This window comes from Lysinibacillus sp. LK3 (genome assembly GCF_001043675.1).
GTDB lineage: Bacteria > Bacillota > Bacilli > Bacillales_A > Planococcaceae > Lysinibacillus > Lysinibacillus capsici.
The window spans coordinates 18,682-43,358 of record NZ_LDUJ01000011.1 but is presented as its reverse complement, the minus strand read 5'-3'; the positions used below and the strand labels follow the sequence as shown (position 1 = coordinate 43,358).

Here is a 24,677-nt window from a genome sequence, read left to right as displayed (position 1 = left end):
AAATCGCATGTAACTCTCCCTTTCAACATATACTTATATAAAACTACTCTCAGAAAGGTCTAGCACAAATGCAAAGTATTGTTTTAATTTTAATCCTACAATTAGTATATGTACCTTTTTTAACATTACGAACAATATTTTTGGTAAAGAATATCACATTCCTTGCAGCGATATTTGGTATGCTGGAGATGTTGGTGTATGTATTTGGCCTTTCACTCGTTTTCAGTGGGAAGCAAAGTATGTTATCTATGGTTGTCTATGCAGTTGGGTTTGGATTAGGTATATTTTTAGGAGCAAAAATAGAACGAAAGCTAGCGATAGGCTATGTTTATACAACCATTAATACGCAAAATAAAAATGAAGAGCTTGTGAAATTTCTTCGCCACGAAGGGTTTGCAGTCACGATTTATATAGGAGAAGGGCGAGATAGTAACCGCTATAAATATGAGATCTTAACGAAGAGGAATCGTGAAGGAGAGCTCTTTCAAATAGTAGAGCAATTTGAGCCGAATGCGTTTATTATCTCGTATGAGCCTAAATCATTTAAGGGCGGCTTTTTACTTGCTCGTATGAAGGCCAAGCAAAAATAATATTCAATATGAGAGGACCTTCGCTAAAAGCGAAGGTCCCTTTTTACATTTTTGTTTCAACCCAGTTTTTGAATAAGTCATAATCTGTATAGACGGTTTCTTTGTAACTCATTGCTTGTAAAATTGTATGTTCTATAAATACATTCCGTTCTTTACCGATTGCTTTTAAAATCTCCTCCTCGCTGTGATAGGTAAAAACATGAGAATAATCGATGTCAGCTCGTGCATGTATTTTAGCGGCAATTTTCCCCATAAGTGATGTTGTTGTAAAGTAATCCTCTACATCCTTATAGTTTTTAGGCTTAATCTTCTTTTTATAAGGAGAACGTTCTCGAATATAAAATTCCTGACCATTCATTGTAATAAAGGCTAAATGTGGATCCTCTAAGTGGTGCATGGCTTTTTGAGTTCCAACTACTCGTGCTCCTTGGTGCTCATAATGAGCCCAAAATAGATCCTGATAGGGAAGAAAGTAGGCAGGAATGGCTGTGCGTACTTCTTTCATTTCTAACACTAAATTTTCAACCCATGATGCACCCTTTTCATCTTCCACTAAAATATAGTAACGTTTTAAACCGATTGAAGCTGTACCAGATCCATATTTATAAGCTATGTCCCTAATTTTATATGTAGAAAGTGCGTTTGAAATGGCACTGTATTCCTCAGCAGTGACTGGTTGAATTTCTTCATTCCATAAGAAAGCGCGCTCGCCGTCTTCATTGAGATACGTAATATCCTGTAAAAAATAGGATCGTTGGCGTTTCTCAAGCTTTTTCAATAACCTCTTTGCGGGTCCTTTGGTATTGTTCTTTGTGAAAATGAGTGTTAAAGGATCATCCTGTTTACGCTCAAATCGTTTTAGTTGATTGATATAACTATTAAGAAAATGTTGAATAGCCGTTTCTTGTGTTGTCTTATGTAAGCCTTGTTCTTCTAAATAAAGTGCAATACTAATACTCATACGAATAATATCGTATAAATATGAACCGACATAGCCCTCATCGAAATCATTGACATCAAAAACAATGGAGCCAGCTTCATTTTGAAAAGCACCGAAGTTATCCATATGCATGTCACCTTGAATCCAAGTCGGTTTTCTATCAGGAGTATGGAAGATTGAAGCGGATTTTGTCATATCAAAATAAAAGAGATAGGCACTTCCACGGAAAAAGCGAAAAGGACTTTCAAGCATTTTACGGTATTTCTCCAAGCGCTGTACCTCTGTTAAGCGCATTCGTTGACCATCAAACTCTTCAAAGATTGTTTCCAATTGTTCTTGTCTTAAAAAAGTTCTAGTATGTTTAACTTGTTCCAATAAAGCATGCTCCATATCATAATCCCCTTTGTTAATTTAAAATTTATCTGTATATACGGAAATAAATTGAATAAGTTTCGAAGAAATTTAGCAAATGCACTCGATAAAAATGGCTAATCATCTAGGGTTATTTCATAACATGTTCAATAACCTATTTTCATACTATAAGACATGCATAGACACGGAGGGGGGTTGTATGTATTTCTTTACAAAAAGTCTAGTCATTATAATAGGAAGTATTTCATTGTCGTTAGGAATAAACTTATTTTTAACGCCCTATGAAATTTTAGATGGGGGAGTAGTAGGGTTAGCGCTAATATTACATTATTTATATAAGCTCCAAATTGGTTTAATGATTATTATCATTAGTATTCCAATTTTTATTATTGCGTGGTTTAAATATAAAACCTATTTTTACAATAGTATACATGGCTTACTAACGTCTTCCTTCATTATCGATTTTTTAAAGCCTGTCCGCAATCTTGTGCAAATTGATGCGCTCTATAGTGCCATTCTTGGAGGAATACTTGTAGGCTTTGGTATTGGTCTAATGCTGCGATTTCAGACAAGCACAGGGGGAACTGACTTGATAGCACAATTTATCTGTGATAAAACGGGTATTAATGTTGGGATATTAATATTTTTTATTGATTCCATCGTGATTGTTATAGGTGGCTTCCTCCTATCCACCTCGACCTTGCTATTATCTATAATTACAGTGCTAGTTGTGGGGATTACGACAAGCATTATTACTAGTCGAGTTTAATAAACATAAAAAAAGTTCCAGTATAAACTGAAACTATTTGGGGGTCTGATTATCGAGTGCTTTCATTAGCTTCTTTTTTGGATGTGCGGGTTTCACTTCGGCAATTAGTATAGCTAGTAAAATAAGGACGGCACCAACGACCATACGGCTTGTTAGCATTTCATGCAAAAAGATAACGGATAAAACCATGCCGAAAAAAGATTCCGTTGATAGTATAATCGCAGCCTTTGTGGCAGTTGTATATTGATTGGCCACATTCTGGAAAAGATAAGCTATTGTCGTAGAAAAAATCCCTAAATAAACAAGCGAGTAAATTGCCTCTTTTTCAAGCGACGTAGGAATTTCACCTTGACTAATGACAACGATAACACCTATAAAGGATGCTGTGAGAAACTGAATAATAGTTAGAGCAATGGCATCTTCTTTTTGAACAAAAAGGTTTGTACAAAAGATATCAAAGGCAAAAGCAACAGCACAAGCTAATGATAGGGCATCACCTATATTCATTGTCAATGAGCCTTGTAATGATAAAAAGCCAATGCCCACAATTGCCATTATCGAACCAATGATTTCGTAGCCATCAATACGCCGTTTATAAACGGCATATGCTATTAAAGGAACAATAATGACATTAACTGCGGTTAAAAAGGCATTTTTAGATGGTGTTGTATATTGCAGTCCGACTGTTTGAAGGGCAAACGCTATATACAAAATCGTACCTAATAAAGCTCCCTTCCAAATTACTGATCTCGAAGCCTTTTTTAAGCGGGCGCCAAATAAAACGGTTAATATGATTGAAGCTAATAAAAATCTGCCAGCCATTACTTGATATGCTGTTAAATATTCTAGAGCAATGGCCGTTACAACAAATCCACTACCCCACACGATTGCAGTAACTAATAACATGCCATCAGCTATGTAAGTTTTCATGTGTTCTTCCTCCTAACTTCAATAGAATAGCATAAGAGAGAAGAAAAGAATTTGATTTTATTTCTAAATATTCAGGCGTTTTTTTGTACTTATTCCAAAGCGATTAGTCACTGTTCATTTTGCTATGTAATAAGTACAATTTAACGGCTGCAGCTAGGCGTTCATAAAAAACATAATCATTATCTATGGGCGCTACTAGCTGACGTATTTTAGCCATACGATAGCGAATTGTATTTGGATGACAGAATTGTGCTACAGCAACTTCCTTAATATTTCCTTTTTTAATGATATAAGTTATGGCGGTCTCCATTAAGTCTGGATCAGCCTTATCATCAAGTAGAGGGGCTAAAAAGGAGGTAACATAGTCCATAGCGAATGTTGCATCTTTACGGTATAACTCGATTAATAAACAATCAGACGCGAGATTCTTATAATGACAGCTAGGGAGCATATCGATTTCAGCGAAAATATTGGCAAAAAAAGCTTCGCGTAATGCCATTGAGAATCCAGTCTGGGTATCATTACAATTGCTATAGCCGAAAGTGATTGTATCAGTGGGTATGGCATATAATGCTAGCCATTCATGTAAAACCCTTTCAAATTGGAATTGCTGAGATGGATGTGTCATGATGATAAATAGACTTTTTTTATAAGAACAAATCATACCCGATTTTAATAGTGGCTCTAACGAGTAAAAGGGCTGCATCCAGTTCGGATGGATTGTGTCACCAGCTCGTAAATTTGCTATAAATACATATTTTTCAAAGGGCTTATTGAGCTGTTGTAAAATGGATTTGATTTGCTCCTGTGTTACATCTTCCTCCACTAACCTTCGTAAAATTGTTTCTATAAAATAGGAATAATCCTGTGTCTTAGCATAAGCCATCGTTTCTAAAATGATTTTTTCAAAAAACTCATCTCCACCAAAGCGCAATATAGGGAAATTATGCTGCTCTGCATACGACAAAACTTCTTCAGGTAATTCCTTAAAAATAACAGGCTTATAAGCTAAAGCACTAGCACCAAGCTCAATTAGATTTTTAACAGCATTGAATAAATACTCAGGCTTTTGCTTAGCAAATAATAAACTACTTAACACAACACTGTTGGGTGTAAAGATAGTATCTCTGACATGGTGGATGTCAGGTGAAAATTCAAAGTCTAATATTTCTACATTTTGAACAGCTTTATTTAAGCCATTGTGACCCGCTATAACAGTGAAGTCTTTGGTAATAGGTAGTTGTAAAAATTTCTCTACATTCATGAGTGGATCATTGCCTTTCCTGTAGTAAGCTTCTAGCTTCTATTATAAAATTACTTGTTCATAAAAAACCATTAGTATGAATGCTAGCAGGTTTCCCTCACAAAAAAATCTGCTCATTCAGTGGTATACCGTGAAGTGAGCAGATTTCTAGTGCTTATCGTTTAGATATTAGCAAAAATATTTGGTTTTCTATTTCTCTGTGGATTTGCTTGCTCAACAGCATAGCCTACATTTAAAATGCGTCCTTCTTTAAAGGCTGGGCCAATAATTTGTAGACCTATTGGTAAGTTTCCTTTAAAGCCACAAGGAACCGAGAGGGCAGGTAAGCCTGTTAAGTTACTAGGGCCTGTAAAGCGGATAATATTATCAATTAAATCTACCTTTTGACCGTTTAACTCTGCAAAATCATCCCCAATTGTACTAGCTACAATAGGTAGGGTAGGGGAAATGAGCACATCTACCTTATTAAAAATCTCTGTAAACTCCTGCTTGATTTGACGACGTACCTGCTGAGCCTGCAAGTAATCGACTGCAGAAGGCAACTCACCAAGCTCAAATAGCAGACGAATATCGTCACCAAAATCTTGTGGTCTCTTTTGTAAATCTGAATGGTGTATAGCTGCTGCCTCTGAAAGAGACGTCACAAGCTCTGCCCATTCTGCATATTGTAGGGAAGGAATACGCACCACTTCTACTTTAGCGCCTGAATCCACTAAGCTTTGAATACTTGCTCTAACAGCCTTCTCTACATCAGCATCAACATTATTAAAGAAATATTCTTCATTGATACCAATCACTAGATCTTTGATATTGCCAGTAAGCTGCTTCTCATAGTTGTCTACTGGAACATTCACGCAAGTAGGGTCTTGATGATCAAAACCAGCAATGACTTCGAGCAAGCCCGCTGCATCCTTAACTGTCTTTGTCATCGGACCAATATGGTCTAAGCTCCATGCTAGCGGGTAGCAGCCGTATTTACTTACACGACCGTGTGTAGGTTTTAAACCTACAATGCCGCAAGCAGAAGATGGAATTCGAATAGAGCCTGCTGTATCTGTCCCTAGTGAAGCAACACTTGCTCCAGCTGCAACAGCCGCACCAGAGCCTCCACTTGAACCACCAGGAATTTTATCTAAGTCCCATGGGTTACGAACAGGGCCATAATGAGGGTTGTTATTGGTAATTCCCCATGCATATTCATGCATACTTAATTTCCCAGTGAAAATAACACCAGCATCACGTAGCTTTTCAACCACAGTCGCATCATAATCAGAAACGAAGTCCTTATGAATTTTTGAGGACATCGTTGTTATTTTATCTTTAAAATACAAGTTGTCCTTTAAGGCCATAGGTATCCCATGATACATACCCTTATAATGACCTTGGAGAATCTCCTGTTCAACTTCTTTTGCCCTTGCTAAGGCTTCTTCCCGATAAAAAGCCATATAGGAATTAATTTTAGGTTGACTTTCCTCAGCAAAATCTAAAATAGCTTTCGTTAATTCCACGGGAGATAGCGACTTTGATGCAAGTAATGGTGCCAACTCTTCAACAGATTTTAAATGTAAATCAGTTGTCAATGTGATCACCTCCAGGAATACTACGTACGGCGATGTCTGCATCATCGATCGCAATACCTTCTAAATTGCTGCGAAGTGACTGCATACCTTCCCAGCGTGTTTTTAATAGTTCAAGGTGTTCAGGTTTCGGTGTAATTCCTTTGTTCTCCAATAATTGTTGAATAGACAAGCTCATTAACAGGATCCTCCCTTGAATAATTTTTATCTAAATAGGTATCCCTATTAAGACCAATACAGTAAAAACACAAAAAAATATAATAGGTAATATAAACCTATTATTACAATCATACACTAATATCATTTTATATCAAATAAATTATTTGTAATAGTTTTAATATTGTGAAATATTAACTAGAAAAGAGTTTTGTTAAAACCTATTGCTGGAACTTGCTCTTTTTACATTCGATTCACAGTCTGTTTACAATCAAAGCGTACAATGAACCATAATAACCAATTGAAGAGGTGCAGGGATGGAGTCTGTAGTGGGACAAAGTATAAAAACAAGTAATATATTTTCTTTTTTTAAATATTTATACGGTCAGCATCAAAGTAGTTCGTTATATATGAAACGTTTAAAGGCATTGAAACAAATTATTCAACATAACGATTTACATACATACTTTCAACCTATTGTAGATTTACAGTCACAGCAAACAATAGGATTTGAAGCCTTAAATCGACCATTACCCTCAACATTATTTAACAGTGTGGACCAGTTTTACGAGTTTGTAGGACAAACAGATTGCGTTTTTTTATTTGAATGTTTTTGTAGAAATCTTTCCTTGAAACGTTTCAAGGAACGTTTACACAAAGACTTGGTGAATAAAAACTTTTTAGTGTTCCTTAATATACATCCGAATGTTTTATTAGATAAAAAATATCACAGTGGCGAAACACTACAATTATTGAAGGAGCTTGGAATCAAACCTCAGCAAGTGGTTTTTGAACTAACTGAGCGAAGTGCAGTAATAGATTTTGTGGAGTTTGAACGTGTATTATCGCATTATCGATCACAGGGCTATCGCATTGCCGTAGATGATGTAGGATCAGGTTATAATAGTTTAAAAACGCTCATCTATTTAAAGCCGGAATTTATTAAGCTAGACCGTTCATTAATTCAATTCATAGACCAAAATAGTGAACAACAGCAGCTCGTCACATTGTTAATGAAATATGCTGAACAAGCCAATACTAAAATCATCGCTGAAGGGATTGAAAGACAAGAAGAGCTTGATTATCTCCATCATATTGGCATTCATTATGCACAGGGATATGCGATAGGAAAGCCTGCAAAGGAAATATATATGGGGAAAATAAGGGTGGGTGACCATGAAGATAGGGGAAGTCATTGAGAAAGTTCCATGTATTGATGAATTTGTGAAAAACAAAGAAGTAGATGTACTTTTTACAAGTAATCCATCGTTGCGTAGCGTTGTTGTTGTGCGTGATGAAAAACCAATTGGACATATTACACGCACACATTTCTATCAAAAAATCGGTACTCGATATGGCTATCATTTATTAATGGAACGTCAAAATCAGCTGATGATAAAGAAAAATCCTTTAATCGTTGATCGTAATACACCAATCACAGAGGTTAGTACATTAGCTATGGCTAGACCTCCAGAGGATTTATATGATGATGTCATTGTCACGAAAAACAATCTTTATTATGGCATGGTTAGTATTCGAGAGTTATTGTTAAAGCTTGTTGATACACAAGTTGCCATTGCAAGTTTCCTGAATCCATTAAGTAGTCTTCCAGGCAATAAATTAATCGATGAAAAATTAGAAGAAGCATTACAGCTATCGCAATATAGTTTAATCTATTTTGATTTAGATCACTTTAAATCCTACAATGACACATATGGCTTTAATAAAGGCGATAAAATTTTACGGTATTTAACAGAAATACTAAAAAGACATATCTGCGGCGTAGAGGATTTTTTAGGACATATTGGAGGAGATGATTTTGTAGCCATTCTACCTTATTACGAGGTAGAAAAGATGTGTCAAAAAATTATTGATGACTTTGATGCCAACATACTTAGTTTTTACGAGTTAGAGGATCTAGCATATGTTCAGGTGGCTAATAGATCTGGCGAACTGGAACCTTTAACATGCACATCTTTATCTATTGCCGTTATTACGAATGAATATCAGTATTTTGACTCTGTGGAACAATTATCCAATGCGGTAACACATGTAAAAAAGCAGTGTAAAAAAGTAGCTGGTAGTTGTTACCTCATTAATAAACAACAAAATTATTTTGTTCATTAGCAAACTATGTTAGTTTTGTGAAACTAATATGTAAAATATATGAAAATTTAAATAAAATTGATATATATTTTGGTTACAGGAGGTTTAGATGGATTCAAGAAAACTGCACATTTGGCAACCTGTCACTTGCTTAAAAAGAGCCCAAATCGTTAATGCCACATTGAATTATACAGATTGAGGACTATGCTTAACATTAATAGATCGAAACAATGCAATAAGATGTCACCTATTCAAGATTATGTTTGTTCTTTTCGCTATACTGGAGAAATCCCATGATCTGATTTAGTAGACATGGTCACTAAAGCCATGACCAAGAACAATCTAAAAATTCTTCAGCAGAATGGTTTGATCAACTCCAGTGGATTGGAAGCAAAGAAATTCCTACCGTAGAACATCATATCTACTGCTATAATGACGGTGTGTTTGACATCATTAGTGACTACGAACCAAGATTTGTAATTAGAAATAATGCTTAAAAGGCTGCCCCTGCACTGTTAAAAACTAACAGTATAGGGGCAGTTACTCATTTGTCACCAAATGTAGTGGCATTGATTAAACTAGCTATACATTTACAAACATTTTTTATGAGCTTTTCCATGATTAATCCTTTGCCAGAGGATGATTGTTACGCCATTTTTCGGGGTATAATCCTTAGCAAGAAAGCATTTTGTTATAGGAATTTATTAATCTTAATAAAACATACTTGAATTATAGGGATTATGGGTATATAATTCGATTACATTATTATAAAACATCTTAGGAGGCATTCCATTGTCGAATTTACAAATCATTCTTAACGTAGCAGTGTTACTTGTGTTCGTTGGAATTTTATATGTTATGAATAAAAAGCACGTTAAGTTTTCTAATCGTGTTTTTGCCGGTTTAGGCTTAGGGATTGTACTTGGTCTTGGACTTCATTTTATTTATGGTCTCGATTCTGAAGTATTAGCCAAAACAACATCTTGGTACAATATTATCGGTACTGGGTATGTGAAACTGCTCCAAATGGTAGCAATGCCATTAGTATTTATCTCCATTTTAATTGCATTTACTAAAATGAAGATTGGTAAAAATTTCGGAAAAATGGCAGCACTTATTTTAGCCATTTTAATCGGTACAACAGCCGTTTCGGCAGCTGTAGGTATTCTTTCTGCAACAGTCTTTGATTTAGATGCAACACAAATTTTACAAGGTGACGCAGAAACTGCACGTGGTCAATACCTTGAAGAAAAAACAACGGGCTTAGCAGCTCCTGATTTACCAACACAAATTATTGAGTTATTCCCAGCAAATCCGTTCCTTGATTTAACGGGTGCTCGTTCTACTTCAACGATTGCGGTTGTAATTTTCTCAGCATTCCTTGGTTTTGCTTATTTACGTGTGGCACGTAAGGATGAGGGAACAGCAGCTACAATTAAAAAAGGCTTGGATGCCATCTATGCCCTTGTTATGGGTGTTGTAACAATTGTATTACGCTTAACGCCATATGGAATTCTAGCGATTATGGCTCGTACGGTAGCAACATCTGATTTTGGAGCTATCTATAATTTAGGTAAGTTTGTTATTGCTTCTTATGTAGCACTATTTATTGTTCTAATCGTACACTTATTAATCATTACATTAAGTGGTTTAAATCCATTTACGTATTTGAAAAAATCGGCAGAAACATTATTATTCGCCTTTACATCACGTTCTAGTGCTGGTACTTTACCGATGAATATTAAAACGCAAACAGGTCGTCTTGGAGTATCTGAGGGGATTGCAAACTTCTCAGGCTCATTCGGATTATCAATCGGTCAAAATGGTTGTGCAGGTGTATATCCTGCGATGTTAGCCATTATGATTGCACCGACAGTCGGCATTAATCCACTTGACCCTGTGTTCATTATTACAGTTATTGCAGTAGTAGCAGTTAGCTCATTTGGTGTAGCAGGTGTTGGTGGTGGTGCAACATTTGCAGCTATCCTTGTATTATCAGCACTTGATTTACCAATTGCTCTAGCAGGTGTATTAATCTCTGTTGAGCCTTTAATTGATATGGGTCGTACAGCGTTAAATGTAAGTGGTTCAATGACTGCTGGTGTTACAACAGCGCGTATTACTAAAGAATTAGATACAGAAATGTATAATAATAAAGAATTAGGTGCTCAAGTAGCAGACCTATAAGGTCAAAGAAGCCCCGTTAAAGTTTTAACTTTAACGGGGCTTCAGCTGCTTTATACGATTTTTACATAAAAATCTTTACCGTTGATTAATTCGGATATCTCAATATTATAATTTTGTTTATAGTAATCATAAATATTGTAGGCTAAACCGGAGTGTCCATTCAAATAGGTTCCCTTTTTAATCTCTTTACGTGGATTATGGAAATCAAAATATAAGCGTGAATCATGACTCATTGTATTTAAAATAGCAATAAATTCTTGTTCTTCAATATGAATTCCCCGTGTATACCGACATTCTCTACGATACGTATCATGTGACACATTTACGGGAGAAGCTTCAAGAATCATTTCAATATGTTTATTCAAATGATGACAGCTCCTTTCAAATTATAGGTAAAAACCATAAGAACAATCAGCTTTTATTACTTCTAGTATATAATTGTCAGAAAATTATATCAATATTTTTCTACCAGTTTTGCTGTTGAATTTCTTCAGCTATTAATTGTAAGTCATAGGCAGTTACTGTTAAAAGATTATAATCATGGGACTCCATATATTTTTCTGCAAGCCGTTTGATATATTTGGGTGAACCCTCATTTTCTTCATCATAAATTAATAAAAGTCCATCTGTATTTTGGATAATAAATTTGTCCTTCTCAATAAATTGCCAAGGAGCTTCATAGGGTTTTTTGGTCACGCTTGTGACAAAATCAGCTTGGGCAATTAATGCTTGATACTTTTCTTTTTTATGATCTTGCCAATTTTTCTCTTGCTCTAAAAAAGGTGTGATCACGGCGTATTTTAAAAGTGGGAATTCTTTTTTTAACATTAAAACAACTTCAGCACTCCAAGTTTCTACGCCCTGCTGACCGCTGATAATAACCCATTCGAGTCCTTCATCAAGCAGTGTACGTAGATGAGCTTCCAGTGCTTTCTTTATGATGACAATACCAGGATGTTTATCATTAAAGATACCAAGCTCATGTGGTTTATAGCCAGTAATCATAATACGCTGTAACAACAAAATACCTCCTAAGCTGTATAGTTGTAATACTAGTATACAGCAAGGAGGCAAATGAAATCGATATTGTCTATGAAAAGGCAAATAGTGTTAAAATTACTGCTACAGCTGCACAAATGCCTAAAAACCACCATGAGTCTGTAAAGTCTTCTTTTGTGTCACTATTCATAAAAAATATTCCTTTCTAATTTGCTTGTTTGAGAGGTTTTATTTTACTTGACCAGTCCAAGACCAATTTGTCCATATTCGTAAAATTGTTTCAAATGGACCACGTTTAAATTTCTTTAAATAGGCAAGGCTGAAAACACATTGCAGGCTATAAACAACGATTCCGAAAAGGATTCCGCCAAAGACCCCTAATTTGCCATATAAGCCAAGGCCATAGCCATAAAAAACAGTTGTACAAATGATGGTTTGTAGTAAATAATTGGTTAGTGATAGTTTGCCAACGCTCTCAAATGCAGGAGCCAGTAGTTGAACTGGACGGGTGTTATAAATGTATGCTGCGAGGCAAACATAGCCAATCGCTAATAACTGGGAGCCGCCCATTAATAAAATAGAAGAAAATGCACTTTTACTTTCTATAAAACTTACACTTTTACATACGAGTCCTATAGGTACAAGGAGAGCACCAAGCTTATACCATTTCATTTCCTTATTCATCTCCACGAAGGCTTGCTTCTTAGCAAGTGCCATCCCAAACAGGAATAGTGGTGCGTAGAACATAGGTGCAAAAATTAATATAATGAAAATAAATGAAGAATCATCCATTCCTGGTACTTCGGCATTAGCTCTAAAATCAAAAATTTCTAAGTAGCTGCCGTTAGCGTAAACATCATCCGCTTGCTCGATGTATGTGTCTATCTCTTTTTGTTCTTTTTTAGACGTTTCCATAGAGCCGTATGTTAACGCCGTAGTTAGTACAAATAGGATACCAGCCCAAATAAATAAAGTTTTTGGTTTACGATTAATAAATGGGATTAAAAATAACATCATACAGCCATAAGAAAATAGAATATCGCCTTCCCACAATAAAATAGAATGTAATAAGCCAAGGGCAATTAATCCTGTTGCACGACGTAAAATAGACCAACGGCTTTTATTCTTTTTTCTGCGGATGGATTCAATTAATTTAATAAGTGAGAAGCCGAATAAAATAGTGAAGATGGGCATAAACGAGCCTTCAATCACAACTTTTACAAAATATAAAGCCCCGTTATCTAAGGTAGAAAGATTTTTTAATTCATCTTTGCCATACATCCCGAATTGGAAGATTAGCAAATTTGCCATTAAGATGCCAAATAAACTAAATCCACGCATTGTATCAATGAAAGTAACACGATTAGTTGTCATTGCGTTTTATCTCCTTAATTGGTTATCTTATACATATAATAAATAGGGAAGCTTATGGTGAAATAATGACTACCTTAAAGTAATCTTAAAAGTAGGTGAGGAAATGCAGGAAGCATCAATTTTAGTGTTAGAGGATGAACGTGCCATTGCTGAAATGATTGAAATCATTTTAAGAAAAGAAGGAATTAACAATATTACCTTATGTAATACAATTGAAGAAGCAAAAGATGAAATGAATACTAAAACATTTGATTTTTATCTATTAGATATCATGCTACCAGATGGAAGTGGGCTGGATATTGCGAATAGTATTCGAGAAAAAAGTGATGCCCCTATTTTTTATTTAACCGCAAAAAGTAGTGATGCAGATAAGCTTCGTGGTTTTATGAATGGTGCAGATGATTATATTACAAAACCATTTAACCCCTTAGAGCTTGTAGCACGAGTAAAGGTGCAGCTAGTCCGTTATATGAAGAAAAAAGGTGTACCAGAAAATCACATATTTACTTGCAGCCGTTTTACATTTGACATTGATGCAGCAGAAATTGAGGTAGACGGTGTAAAGGAAATAATCAGTGGTCGCTTGTTTCATTTATTAAAATATTTATGTGACAATGCAGGGCAAGTGTTATCAAAAGAGCAAATATACGAACGTGTATGGGGTGATTGTTTATTTGATGATAATACAGTGATGGTACATATAAGAAAGCTGCGAGAAAAAATAGAAAAAAATCCTGGAAAGCCAACATGCATTATTACTGTCAGAGGCATTGGCTATAAGCTTGTTGGGGACATTTCTTCATGAAGCCTGCTGGAAAATTAACACTCCGCTTTGTTTCGTATTTCATCATATTCTATCTATTGATCATTTCAGGTTTTATTATGAGTTTGGTGTTTTTTGCTATTTTTATCAATGACCGTGTTGGTGACAACATTCATGTGATGAGCTCCTTTGAAATCGAAGATGATGCAGTTGTAGAGCAAGGGAAGACAGTTAAAATTGCTGATTATTTAGTGAAGAGAGCTGAAGAAAATGTTGGACAGCTTTATTTATTTGATCCAACCATGACGATTGTTGATTATACAGGAGATACATGTGGTCTATGTGGAAAGTCAGATAGTGAAATATTGGCATTGCAGCAACCAGGCATGCATACATGGGAATTGCCGAATTACTACTTATTATTTCTTCCAACTACTCCTGTGCAACCACTTTTTGAGGATGCGCTTGAAAACTGGACAGCGACAGGGGACATTTCAGCTGTAACACAGCAACGTCTAAAAGAAAATAAAGCTAGTGTTGAAATTTATGACGAGCAATGGAATCGAATTGAGGTCATAGGCGAACGTTATGAGAAGCTAAATAAGCCACAATTACTAGAGGAAAAATACGATATTTTCGAGCATGCGGAGCTGAAGCAAAGTACAGCCTTAGCCAACGATAAGACATTTGTTGTAAGAATGCCTAATCCATCGTATAAGCCATTTGAAGAGCCTTTTAATAAGGCAATGGTACTGTTTGTTTCTATCTTCTTTGGGGGACATATTATTTTGCTGTTGGGCGTTATTTTCTTATCTATTAGTATTTCACGTCAATTCGTGCGACCACTTGTCTATGTGATATCGCGCATTGAGCGACTTACCCAATTCGATTACAGTGAGATTAGTGACAAAAAAATCCATCATAAAAAGACAGGTAAGTTGAAAAGAAAATTTAAACTGTTTCAACCAGTAGAAGAGTCACTCAATCACTTATCAGAGCGACTTGATTCAAATGAAAGGCAAATCAAGCATGCAGAGCAATTACGGGAGGAGTGGATAACAGGTTTATCGCATGATTTAAAGACCCCGTTAAGCTCAATTTACGGTTATTCAACGATGCTGGCATCGGAGGATTATGAGTGGACAAAGGATGAGATGCGTATTTTTGCACAGACCATGCAGGAAAAGGCAACCTATATGGATGCACTTATTCAGGATTTGACGTATACGTATCAATTAAAAAATAAAGCCATACAGCTAGATAAAGTGGTACTGCCGCTAGCAACATGGCTACCACAATTTGCAGACGAACAGGTGTGTGTGAAGGTGTATGGTGATGTGTTGTTACAAGCAGATGAGCTTTTACTCAAGCGAATAATGGATAATTTAATTACCAATGCGAAAAAATATACCCCTGAAGGCACGAAGGTAATTGTGGAAGCACAACATACTGGTAAAGAAGTAATGCTTACCATTGCTGATCAAGGACCTGGTATTCCACAGGAGGAGCTCGATAATCTATTCGAACGCTATTATCGAGGTACGAATACAACAGACGATATAACAGGAACAGGGCTAGGACTAGCCATAACGAAGCAGCTCATTGATTTACACAATGGCACAATTAGTGTCCGTTCAGGTAAGGATGGGACAATCTTTGTGCTAAAATTTCAATGTCATTAAGGTGAATCTCTGAGCTTTCTTAAGACTGTACAAAGGTCTGTCATAGAACTTAATTTCATTCAACAGAGTAAAGAGGTATCAAAGTGTTCATTTGATACCTCTTTTTTTATTTATTTTTCGTACATCGTTCAGCGGGCTGTTCAATTTTTACGTAACGCCATAAGTTATTGGCGATGTCACGGGCCTCTGCGATATGTTCTGTGCCGACGAAAGCCTTACGGAAAGGTGTAAGAAGTGATTCGATGATAAAAAGCTTTGGTTTTTCTTTCTGCAATTCTTCTAATAAGAATTGTGCATACTCCAAACCTTCCATTGTTTCGTTACTCGATAATCCCTTTGTAAATCCTTGTAGTTGTTCAATAACCATTCCTTTTGTAACGGTTTTATAGTTCACGACATTTTGAATGGTATTGATCATTTCAACACTTACGATAATCTCTTTTGACTCAAGCATAGTGGGTATAATTACGCTAATATTGCGCAATGCTACACGTACAATAGCTTCTCGATTGATATATTTATAATCGGCAATAAAGACAGCACGTAGAGTGAGGTTAATCATTCCAAGTGTTTGAACAGCACATTCATAGCTAATAGGGCTAATCTCTTCTCCAAAAACTTGTACTAGACGATTGGCGAGCCATTCTAGTTCTTGTAAATGGTAATTAATAATAATTTTTTTTAGTTCTTTATCTCTTGATTGGAAGATGGATTCGAATATCTGTACTAAATTATGTTCACGATTGACATACATGAGAACAGCGACTTGCTGCGTCAATACCTCTAAATCTGTAGGGTCTTTGCCATAAATGAGCTCATGGCGACGATTACTAGCTTCTTCGCGACCTTCATCTAAGATGGCGATTAAGCATTCATTTTTCGAAGTAAAATGATTATAAAATGTACCTTTAGAGATTTTAGCCGCATTGATGATGTCATTAATTGATGTATCTAGAAAGCCTTTTTCAATAAAAAGTTCACGTGCTGCTGTTATAATTTGTCTTTTTCTTTTGTTCATAACCTCACCTTTTTTATAATATTATACTCTTATTCTACACTTGGAATGCTTTTATATCAACGTTTATAAAAAATATAAACTTATTTGTTGAAAAAAGTAGACTACGAGTATAAAATAAGTTTTATCGTAAAACACAAGAAAGAATTGAGGGATATAAATGAATAGTGAGCAAACAATGAAAAAGCCCCCTTATGGCATGATAGCTATTCTATTTGTGGGTGCTTTTGTTGCTTTTCTAAATAACACATTGTTGAATGTGGCATTACCAACAATCATGAAAGATTTTGGGATCACCTATTCAAAAGTACAATGGTTAGCAACAGGGTATATGCTTGTGAGCGGTATTTTAGTGCCTGCTTCAGCATTCTTTGTGACACGCTTTAAAAATAGACATTTATTTATTACAGCGATGTCTATCTTTACAATTGGTACAATTATGGCAGGTTTCGCTCCTAATTTTGGCGTGCTGCTAGCAGGTCGTATGGTGCAAGCAGCCGGAGCTTCTAGTATGTCACCACTTTTAATGAACGTTATGCTAACAAGCTTCCCGAAAGAAAAGCGTGGGGCAGCAATGGGGATCTTTGGTTTAGTTATGATTATGGCGCCAGCAATTGGTCCTACATTATCAGGGTATATTGTGGAACATCATGATTGGCGTATGCTTTTCCAAATGATTATTCCATTTGCTTTAATTAGTTTATTATTTGGTGTTTGGAAATTAAGAAACGTGATGGAGACACGTGAAGTTCACTTAGATTTCCTTTCAGTACTTTTATCAACAGTTGCATTTGGTGGTATTTTATACGGCTTTAGTACAGCAGGAGATAAAGGTTGGTCAAGTCCATGGGTATATGGCACAATAACAATTGGCTTCATCGCTTTAATTATTTTCGTTGTTAAACAGCTGAAAATGGATGAGCCATTACTGGAACTACGTATCTATAAATATCCAATGTTTGCTTTAGGGTCTGTTATCTCAGTTATTGTCTCTATGGCAATGTTCTCAGGGATGATTTTAACACCAGCATATGTACAGTCTATCCGTGGTATCGAACCATTTGAAGCAGGCTTAATGATGCTTCCAGGAGCACTTGTTATGGGGATTATGTCACCAATCACTGGTAAGCTTTTCGATAAATTTGGTCCACGTGTGTTAGCCATTATTGGATTAACGATTACAACAATCGCAACTTTCGGTTTAACAAAGTTAGAAATTGATTCAAGCTACACATATATCGTATCGATGTATACAATTCGTATGTTCGGTATGTCGATGGTCATGATGCCTATTATGACAAACGGTTTAAATCAACTACCACAAATGATGAATCCACATGGTACAGCGATTAATAATACATTACAGCAGGTATCAGGAGCAATCGGTAGTGCGATCCTTGTAACATTTATGAATAATCGTACAAAAGTTAAAGCGGAAGAATTAATTGCAGAAGCCAAAGCGAATGCTGCACAATCAGGAGCAGCGCCTACAGCAGAGCAAATGCAACAAATGCAAGATCAGATTATGCAAACTGCCTTATTAGATGGTATTACGCATTCCTTCTTAATTGCAGCTGGTATAACAGTGATTGCAGTGGTACTTGCATTCTTCTTGAAACGCGTAAAAGTTGAAAGCGCAGCAGCGTCAATGGATTTAAAAAAACCAACTAAATAATCAAAGTAGCCCTAGCCAGTATATATTTACTGGCTAGGGCTTTTTTTATTGAGTAAACATGAAAAAAAATTTTAGGATTGGTGTTATTTTTCATCATTTTATTTTATATGATAATACTAATTTACGGAAAATTTAGATATTTAATAGTGGGGTGCTTCCTTGGTAGATGCATATATAACTGGCTTAGTGAAAGAACAGAAAATTCCAGGTGCTGTATTAATTGTTCAGCAGCAAGAAAGAAGGCTATTTTCATGCAATTATGGAGCCTATACTGCTGAGGATGGCAGCGAGCAAGCTATTTTAAGTAATACGTTGTTTGATTTAGCCTCCTTAACAAAAGTTGTCGCAACACTCCCAGCTATTTTACTCCTGATGAGTCGAAATCAAGTTTATATAACAGATCCAGTCCAAACCTATTTGCCTGATTTTAATTATCCTCTTATTACAATCCAGCATTTATTGCAGCATTGCTCAGGATTGCCAGCAGATTTAACACCTGTAGTTAAAAGACATCATAAGCGTGACATCCTGCAGGAGGTACTGGCAAGTGATGTAGTATGGCAGCCAAATGAACAAGTGCAATATAGTGATTTAGGTATGATTATTATAGGAAAGGTGATTGAGGAAGTTACTGGCATTTCATTAAAAAGTTTTGTAGAGCAAGAGGTTTTTAAGCCATGGGGCATGCATCATACATGTTTTCAACTGCCTGTGCATACAAGAAGGCTTGCAGCATCTACAGAAATGGTGGCAGGTCAATTTGTACAGGGAATAGTCCATGATGAGAAAGCTTTATTACTAGATGGTATTGCTGGTAGTGCAGGTTTATTTTCATGTGTAGAGGATTTAGCAAAGTATGCGGAAATTTGGTTGGGGATCAAGCAACAAAGTGTAATTCCATATGAATGGTTAGAGCTTGCCTATACGAAAACTTTTAAAACGAGGGGACTTGGGTTTGAAGTATGGGGAGGAGATGAAGCATCATTTTGTTTTGGTAGGAGGTGGAGCAAGGGCTCATTTGGTCATACAGGATTTACAGGCACGAGTATTTGGATGGACCCTGTAAAAAAGGCATTTGTCATTTTACTAACGAATGCTGTGCATTATGGGAGAAATACAAACATGGGAAGGATTAGAGAGAAGCTTCATACGATGATTTATGAAAAATTACTGATATGAAGGGTGGATCTGCTGGTATGAGACAAAAGAGTAAATGGTTATTGCTGCTTCTTTTATTACTCGTTGTGGGTTTAGTAGGCTGTAACACGAACGAGAAAATAACGACCTCAACAACACCTGATAATGAAGAGAAATCGAAAACTGAAGAGGTTTCGCTAACAATAGGGAGTTGGCGCACAGAAGATGTTGCCAAGTATGAAAAAGTGATTGCTTTATTCAATGAACAACATCCTGAAATACATGTTTCATTTAACCCAACTAAAAATACTGAATATAATACAGTCCTCAATACGGCATTACAGGCTGGAGAGGGTCCAGATATTTTTCACTTACGTCCTTATGCAGCTGGATTGAAGCTTGCGGAGGCAGGTTATGTTGAGAAAATAAACGGTTTAAATGGATTGAATGTATTTCCTGAAGAAGCATTACAGGCTTCTCGTGATGACCAAGGGAATCAGTACGGTGTACCAATTAACTTAAGCTCTACACAATTTTTCTATAATAGGAAGATTTTTAAAGATAATAATCTTGAAATTCCTACTACATGGGATGAATTCATAGCATTAAATGACCAATTATTAGAAAAGGGTATTACACCAATTGCAATGGGTACAAAAGAAGGCTGGCTATTATCGTTGCTACACGGTATTGTCGGTCCTGCTGTTTATGAGGGCAATGACTTTTACCAAGCAGTGCTCGCAGGAGAAAAGGATTTTACAGATCCGAAGTTTATTGAATCCATTCAAGTAATGAATGACTTGAAAAAGTATTTTCCTGTCAATTCAGAAGGCTTAGGAATGGATGATATCCGTACTTTGTTTGCACTAGAAGACGCGGCAATGTTCCCGTTAGGTAGCTGGGAAATTCCTGTTGTATTAGAAATGAATCCAGATTTAGATTTAGGTTATTTTCCTATTCCATCTAAAGAGAGTAATACAACAGTGACGACTTGGGTAGATGGCTCATTTGCGATCAATGCTAATTCGAAAAATAAAGAAGCAGCTAAAGTATTTTTAGAATTTCTAACAACTAAGGAGTTTGGCGATTTGTTTGTAAAAGAGTTTTCTATGATCAGCGCTATTCCAGGTATTACCTCTGACGATGCATTGTTAAATGCTATTAGTCATTCGACTGCAAATGAAGCAACGCCATATATGTGGGTAACTAATTTTACTGGTGGGGACCCAACAACAAAGAGCTTGCTTGAAAGTGAGCTACAAGGCATGTATTTAGGTCAAGTAACGCCTGAAGAGGTTGCCACAAAAGTACAGGAAAACGCTAAAACTTGGTTTACGCCATTTCAAAAATAATGAAAGCATCAAGTCAGTAGACCCCTGAAGTGCTATAAGGAGTTTAGGGGTCTTGTTGTTTCATGATTAGTAAAAGGAGGCTGCTCATGATAAGAGAATATACAGCTCCATCAGTAAGAAGGAGAAAATCGAGAGTAAGGTGGACTATCCATCTTTTCCCTATTCCTGCACTAATAATCTATGGGTTGTTTGTGCTTTATCCGATAATAGCGGCATTATCCTATAGTTTTTTTGAATGGAAAGGGATGGCTCGTGGTGATTTTATCGGTTTCCAAAATTTTGTGACGCTTTTTACGACAGAACCCTATGGCTCCATGTTTTGGAATGCCTTTAAACATAATGTCCTCTATTTTGTTGTGCAAATGATTGTGATGAATGGATTAGCCTTCTTTCTTGCCTTTATTATTTATCAAAAAATTAAAGGTGCAGAGTTTTTTAAGGCTGCTTTCTTTCTACCGCGATTATTATCAGTGATTGTTGTAGGTTTCTTATGGAAGCTCATTCTAAATCCAAATTTCGGTACTTTAAATGTCATTTTGGAGAAATTAGGTCTTGAAACTTTACAAAAGGCTTGGCTTGGTGATCCCAACACGGCGTTAATCGCCATTATTTTAGTCAATTGTTGGTTTGGATTAGGTTTTGGTGTCTTAATTTTTCTTGCTGGCTTTCAAGGGATCCCAAGTGAGTTAGTCGAAGCTGCAAAGTTAGATGGCGCTAAGGGTTTTACTTTATTGCGTACGATTTACTTGCCTTTAATGGTGCCATCAATTATGATCATAGGCATTTTAACATTTATCCAGTCATTTGAAGCATTTGAATTAGTATATGCAATGCAGGGCTCCATGGGAGAGCCGTACTATTCTACAGATACGTTAGCTGTGTTTTTCTATCGTTTAGCATTTGGTAGCTCTACCGCTTCTGGGGCAACAGCTATTGGGTTGGGTTCGGCGTTAGCTACAGTACTATTCTTATTTATATTAGTTTGTACCACGCTATTTTTACGCTTTACCAATAAAAAGAATGTTCAAATGTAAGGGGTGATTATAGTGAAGCAAGGCGCTATTTGGGTTCGACCATTTTATTATCTTGTGGTGTTTACGGTGGCGACCATTAGTTTATATCCAATTTTGTTAATGATTTTATCTTCATTTAAAAAGAGCGTGGATATCTATAAAAATCCATTGGGTTTACCGACTAGCTTTAGCTTAGATACTTATCGTACATTATTAGCAAAAATTCCATTTACAACATACTTTCTAAACAGTCTATTTGTCAGTATTGTATCTGTGATACTAATAGTGGTTGTTTGTTCACTGGCTGCATTTTATATTGCTCGCTTTAAATTTTCTTGGAATCATGCATTGTTCTTTATTTTTTTATTAGGCATGATGATTCCTATAAAATTGGGGATTGTCCCGCTCTTTATATTAATGCGTGATTTAGGACTGATAAATTCCTTATGGTCTTTAATTTTGATGAACATGGCGACAGGTATTCCATTATCCATGCTGATCTTAACTGGCTTTTTTAAAACAATGCCTTATGAATTAGAGGAAGCAGCCCGTATAGATGGGGCGGGGAACTTAAGAGTTCTTTGGCATGTAATGTTACCGTTAATGAGACCTGCCCTTGGAACAGTGGTTATTATAAATTTTATTGCTTCATGGAATGATTTCTTCTTCCCACTTATTTTTATTACAGAAAAAATGAAACGGACGATACCTGTTGGAATGATGTCACTTTTTGGTGAGCATTCGGCAGATTGGGGCTCTCTTTTTGCAGGTTTAACATTAGCTTCATTACCAATGATCCTATTATTCTTTATTGCCTCAAAGCAATTTATGGAGGGGCTGACGGCTGGTGCCATTAAATAGGCAATACATTATTGGGGTCGATGGTGGTGGGACGAGAACTCGTGCAGTGATTGGGACAAGAAAAGGGGAAGTGCTGGCTTTTGTTGAAGGAGCTGGAACGAATATAAAATCAACGCCACCTGACGAGGTAAGGCTACATATTATCAAGCTCCTTGCCACGTTACTACAAAAGATAGATGCAACAAATAATGATATTGCTGCGGTGTTCTTATGTGTGGCAGGGGGCGATCGCCAGTTAGATAAAGAACGCTGGGAGCAATGGATTAGCTTCCTTTTCCCTACTAGCTCCTGTAAGATAACCATCACCAATGATGCGGTAGCGGCACTTACTAGCGGCACATTTACACAGCAAGGGCTCGTTGTGATAGCAGGAACGGGTTCCATCGTATATGCAGTTGGAAAAAATCATCAAGTTAGTCGTGTTGGAGGATGGGGTTATTTATTAGGAGATGAGGGCAGTGGCTACTATATTGGGCAAGAGGCATTGCGATTGATTACGCGACATTATGATGCTATTGGCGTGAATGAGGATCTGTTTACAGCGACTATTATGGAGCAGCTAGCATTAAAGAATCCTACTGAAATTATTACGCATGTTTATGAGCATCCACAGCCACGTGTACTTATAGCCTCCGTAGCTCGTGTGGTGTTGCGTTTAGCAGAGCAAAATAATGATAGGGCACAAAAAATTATTGAACACGCTGCTCATCATTTAACTCATTTCATCCAAATAATGTTGAAAAAAGAGCCTCAGCTAAAAGGTGACTCTATTGTCCTATGTGGAGGTTTATTCGAAAATTTTTATTTTGTTCAATGCTTTCGAGAAAAATTACAGCTTGCTAAAATACCTAATCGACTAATACAACCAGAGGTGCCACCTGTTATAGGAGCTTTCGTTAATGGACTTCTCAGTGAAGGAATTCCAATCACAGAGGCTTTACAACGAAAGGTAAAAGGAACTTGGATGAGTATCCATGAAAAATAGTGTGGAGGGATTTGATTTCAATGGAACGAATGACAAAACTGACGACTGAAGGCTATCATCCAGATACGACAAATCTAGATTTAATGTCCACTATTGAAATTGTAAAGCTGATGAATGAAGAGGATAAAAAAGTACCATTAGCCATAGCAAAGGTTTTACCTGAAATCGAGCAGGCTGTCACAGCTGTTGTGGATGCACTAAAGAATGGCGGTAGATTATTTTATGTTGGTGCAGGGACAAGTGGGCGAATTGGTTTGCTAGATGCCGTAGAATGTCCACCTACATTTAGTACATCACCAAAGCTTGTGCAGGCAATATTGGCTGGAGGAGCAGATGCAGTAATGATTGCCATAGAAGGTGCAGAAGATGATCTTTCATTAGGAGAGGTTGAACTACAGAAACAACAGCTAACAAACCGAGATGTAGTGATAGGGATTGCAGCAAGCGGTCGAACGCCTTTTGTCAAAGGAGCATTAAATTATGCTCAACAACTAGGGGCAAAAACAATCAGCTTAGTGAGCAACGCTCATTCTATTATTAGTAAGCATGCAGATATTGCAATAGAGGTGATTACAGGACCAGAAATTTTAACAGGTTCTACAAGACTAAAGGCTGCAACAGCTCATAAACAAATATTAAATATGATTACAACGACAACCATGATTAAGCTTGGAAAGGTCTATAAAAATTTAATGGTGGACGTTCATGCTAGTAATTTTAAATTGCGAGAGAGAGCCAAACAAATCGTCTGTGAGGTAACGGGAGTTTCTTATAATCAGGCTGAAAGTGTTCTGGAGCAAAACAATTATCAAGTAAAGCTCGCGATTGTGGTGCTACTGACGAATACAACGATTGAAGAGGCGACGGAATTACTTGCTCAATCAGAAGGGCATGTGCGGAGAGCGGTGTCTCTAAAGAAATATTGATGAA

At 36.5% G+C, this 24,677-nt stretch carries 23 protein-coding genes; 14 read left to right on the top strand and 9 right to left on the bottom strand.

What is annotated here, in order from left to right; all coding sequences use genetic code 11:
- Nucleotides 1-68: 68 nt before the first annotated feature.
- On the top strand, nucleotides 69-590 hold the full coding sequence (locus tag VK91_RS06750; protein ID WP_048391915.1) for a DUF2179 domain-containing protein: 522 nt from the start codon (nucleotides 69-71) through the stop codon (nucleotides 588-590).
- Between the two features lie 43 nt (nucleotides 591-633).
- On the opposite strand, the gene VK91_RS06745 is transcribed toward VK91_RS06750, so the two are convergent.
- Entirely contained in the window at nucleotides 634-1,920 is a 1,287-nt protein-coding gene (locus tag VK91_RS06745; protein WP_048391913.1) for a DUF2252 domain-containing protein, read from the bottom strand.
- A 181-nt stretch (nucleotides 1,921-2,101) separates the two neighbouring features.
- On the opposite strand from VK91_RS06745, the gene VK91_RS06740 reads away from it, so the two are divergent.
- Entirely contained in the window at nucleotides 2,102-2,671 is a 570-nt protein-coding gene (locus VK91_RS06740; RefSeq protein ID WP_048391911.1) for a YitT family protein, read from the top strand.
- Nucleotides 2,672-2,704: 33 nt separating this feature from the next.
- Here the strand turns inward: VK91_RS06740 and VK91_RS06735 are convergent, their stop codons facing one another.
- The 4 genes from VK91_RS06735 to VK91_RS06720 form a co-directional block, all read right to left on the bottom strand.
- Nucleotides 2,705-3,601: a DMT family transporter gene (locus tag VK91_RS06735; protein WP_048391909.1), complete on the bottom strand. Its 897-nt coding sequence runs from the start codon at nucleotides 3,599-3,601 to the stop codon at nucleotides 2,705-2,707.
- Between the two features lie 103 nt (nucleotides 3,602-3,704).
- Nucleotides 3,705-4,865: a PucR family transcriptional regulator gene (locus VK91_RS06730; RefSeq protein WP_048391907.1), complete on the bottom strand. Its 1,161-nt coding sequence runs from the start codon at nucleotides 4,863-4,865 to the stop codon at nucleotides 3,705-3,707.
- Between the two features lie 161 nt (nucleotides 4,866-5,026).
- Nucleotides 5,027-6,445, bottom strand: coding sequence for an amidase (locus VK91_RS06725; protein ID WP_081010925.1), 1,419 nt, complete (start codon nucleotides 6,443-6,445; stop codon nucleotides 5,027-5,029).
- Nucleotides 6,435-6,620: a hypothetical protein gene (locus tag VK91_RS06720; RefSeq protein ID WP_009373346.1), complete on the bottom strand. Its 186-nt coding sequence runs from the start codon at nucleotides 6,618-6,620 to the stop codon at nucleotides 6,435-6,437. Before VK91_RS06720 ends, VK91_RS06725 begins: the two co-directional genes overlap by 11 nt.
- 295 nt (nucleotides 6,621-6,915) lie before the next feature.
- On the opposite strand from VK91_RS06720, the gene VK91_RS06715 reads away from it, so the two are divergent.
- The 3 genes from VK91_RS06715 to VK91_RS06705 all read left to right on the top strand — a co-directional run bounded on the left by VK91_RS06715 (nucleotide 6,916) and on the right by VK91_RS06705 (nucleotide 10,891).
- Nucleotides 6,916-7,797: an EAL domain-containing protein gene (locus VK91_RS06715; protein ID WP_048391903.1), complete on the top strand. Its 882-nt coding sequence runs from the start codon at nucleotides 6,916-6,918 to the stop codon at nucleotides 7,795-7,797.
- Nucleotides 7,775-8,725 carry a GGDEF domain-containing protein gene (locus VK91_RS06710; protein WP_048391902.1) on the top strand — a complete coding sequence of 317 codons (951 nt, stop codon included), beginning with the start codon at nucleotides 7,775-7,777 and terminating at the stop codon, nucleotides 8,723-8,725. The genes VK91_RS06715 and VK91_RS06710 overlap by 23 nt, the downstream gene beginning before the upstream one ends.
- A 771-nt stretch (nucleotides 8,726-9,496) precedes the next feature.
- On the top strand, nucleotides 9,497-10,891 hold the full coding sequence (locus VK91_RS06705) for an L-cystine transporter (RefSeq protein WP_004227708.1): 1,395 nt from the start codon (nucleotides 9,497-9,499) through the stop codon (nucleotides 10,889-10,891).
- A 50-nt stretch (nucleotides 10,892-10,941) separates the two neighbouring features.
- Here the strand turns inward: VK91_RS06705 and VK91_RS06700 are convergent, their stop codons facing one another.
- From VK91_RS06700 to VK91_RS06690, 3 genes are all read right to left on the bottom strand, one after another.
- The gene (locus tag VK91_RS06700; protein WP_048391899.1) at nucleotides 10,942-11,256 is read right to left on the bottom strand and encodes a hypothetical protein; all 315 of its coding nucleotides are present in this window, start codon (nucleotides 11,254-11,256) and stop codon (nucleotides 10,942-10,944) included.
- Between the two features lie 100 nt (nucleotides 11,257-11,356).
- Entirely contained in the window at nucleotides 11,357-11,896 is a 540-nt protein-coding gene (locus VK91_RS06695) for an SLOG family protein (protein WP_369700611.1), read from the bottom strand.
- A gap of 222 nt (nucleotides 11,897-12,118) precedes the next feature.
- On the bottom strand, nucleotides 12,119-13,264 hold the full coding sequence (locus tag VK91_RS06690) for a DUF418 domain-containing protein (RefSeq protein WP_048391895.1): 1,146 nt from the start codon (nucleotides 13,262-13,264) through the stop codon (nucleotides 12,119-12,121).
- Nucleotides 13,265-13,367: 103 nt separating this feature from the next.
- Here VK91_RS06690 and VK91_RS06685 point away from each other — a divergent pair, with 103 nt between their 5' ends.
- Both VK91_RS06685 and VK91_RS06680 read left to right on the top strand, forming a co-directional pair.
- Nucleotides 13,368-14,069, top strand: coding sequence for a response regulator transcription factor (locus VK91_RS06685; RefSeq protein WP_048391893.1), 702 nt, complete (start codon nucleotides 13,368-13,370; stop codon nucleotides 14,067-14,069).
- Nucleotides 14,066-15,709 carry a sensor histidine kinase KdpD gene (locus tag VK91_RS06680; RefSeq protein ID WP_048391891.1) on the top strand — a complete coding sequence of 548 codons (1,644 nt, stop codon included), beginning with the start codon at nucleotides 14,066-14,068 and terminating at the stop codon, nucleotides 15,707-15,709. The genes VK91_RS06685 and VK91_RS06680 overlap by 4 nt, the downstream gene beginning before the upstream one ends.
- A gap of 106 nt (nucleotides 15,710-15,815) precedes the next feature.
- Here VK91_RS06680 and VK91_RS06675 read toward each other — a convergent pair whose 3' ends face one another.
- Complete coding sequence (locus tag VK91_RS06675) at nucleotides 15,816-16,727, bottom strand: TetR/AcrR family transcriptional regulator (RefSeq protein WP_048391889.1); 912 nt, start codon at nucleotides 16,725-16,727, stop codon at nucleotides 15,816-15,818.
- Between the two features lie 157 nt (nucleotides 16,728-16,884).
- On the opposite strand from VK91_RS06675, the gene VK91_RS06670 reads away from it, so the two are divergent.
- The 7 genes from VK91_RS06670 to murQ all read left to right on the top strand — a co-directional run bounded on the left by VK91_RS06670 (nucleotide 16,885) and on the right by murQ (nucleotide 24,673).
- Nucleotides 16,885-18,399, top strand: a complete 1,515-nt coding sequence (locus VK91_RS06670; RefSeq protein WP_048391887.1) for a DHA2 family efflux MFS transporter permease subunit — start codon at nucleotides 16,885-16,887, stop codon at nucleotides 18,397-18,399.
- A gap of 159 nt (nucleotides 18,400-18,558) precedes the next feature.
- A complete protein-coding gene (locus VK91_RS06665) occupies nucleotides 18,559-19,578 on the top strand; it encodes a serine hydrolase (RefSeq protein WP_048391885.1) in 1,020 nt (339 codons plus the stop codon).
- Nucleotides 19,579-19,595: 17 nt separating this feature from the next.
- Nucleotides 19,596-20,888: an ABC transporter substrate-binding protein gene (locus tag VK91_RS06660; RefSeq protein ID WP_048391937.1), complete on the top strand. Its 1,293-nt coding sequence runs from the start codon at nucleotides 19,596-19,598 to the stop codon at nucleotides 20,886-20,888.
- Between the two features lie 86 nt (nucleotides 20,889-20,974).
- Entirely contained in the window at nucleotides 20,975-21,922 is a 948-nt protein-coding gene (locus VK91_RS06655; protein WP_048391883.1) for a carbohydrate ABC transporter permease, read from the top strand.
- 12 nt (nucleotides 21,923-21,934) lie between these two features.
- Complete coding sequence (locus VK91_RS06650) at nucleotides 21,935-22,762, top strand: carbohydrate ABC transporter permease (RefSeq protein ID WP_048391881.1); 828 nt, start codon at nucleotides 21,935-21,937, stop codon at nucleotides 22,760-22,762.
- The gene (locus tag VK91_RS06645) at nucleotides 22,749-23,747 is read left to right on the top strand and encodes an N-acetylglucosamine kinase (RefSeq protein ID WP_048391879.1); all 999 of its coding nucleotides are present in this window, start codon (nucleotides 22,749-22,751) and stop codon (nucleotides 23,745-23,747) included. The genes VK91_RS06650 and VK91_RS06645 overlap by 14 nt, the downstream gene beginning before the upstream one ends.
- Nucleotides 23,748-23,767: 20 nt before the next feature.
- The gene (murQ, locus tag VK91_RS06640) at nucleotides 23,768-24,673 is read left to right on the top strand and encodes an N-acetylmuramic acid 6-phosphate etherase (protein ID WP_048391877.1); all 906 of its coding nucleotides are present in this window, start codon (nucleotides 23,768-23,770) and stop codon (nucleotides 24,671-24,673) included.
- Nucleotides 24,674-24,677 lie beyond the last annotated feature (4 nt).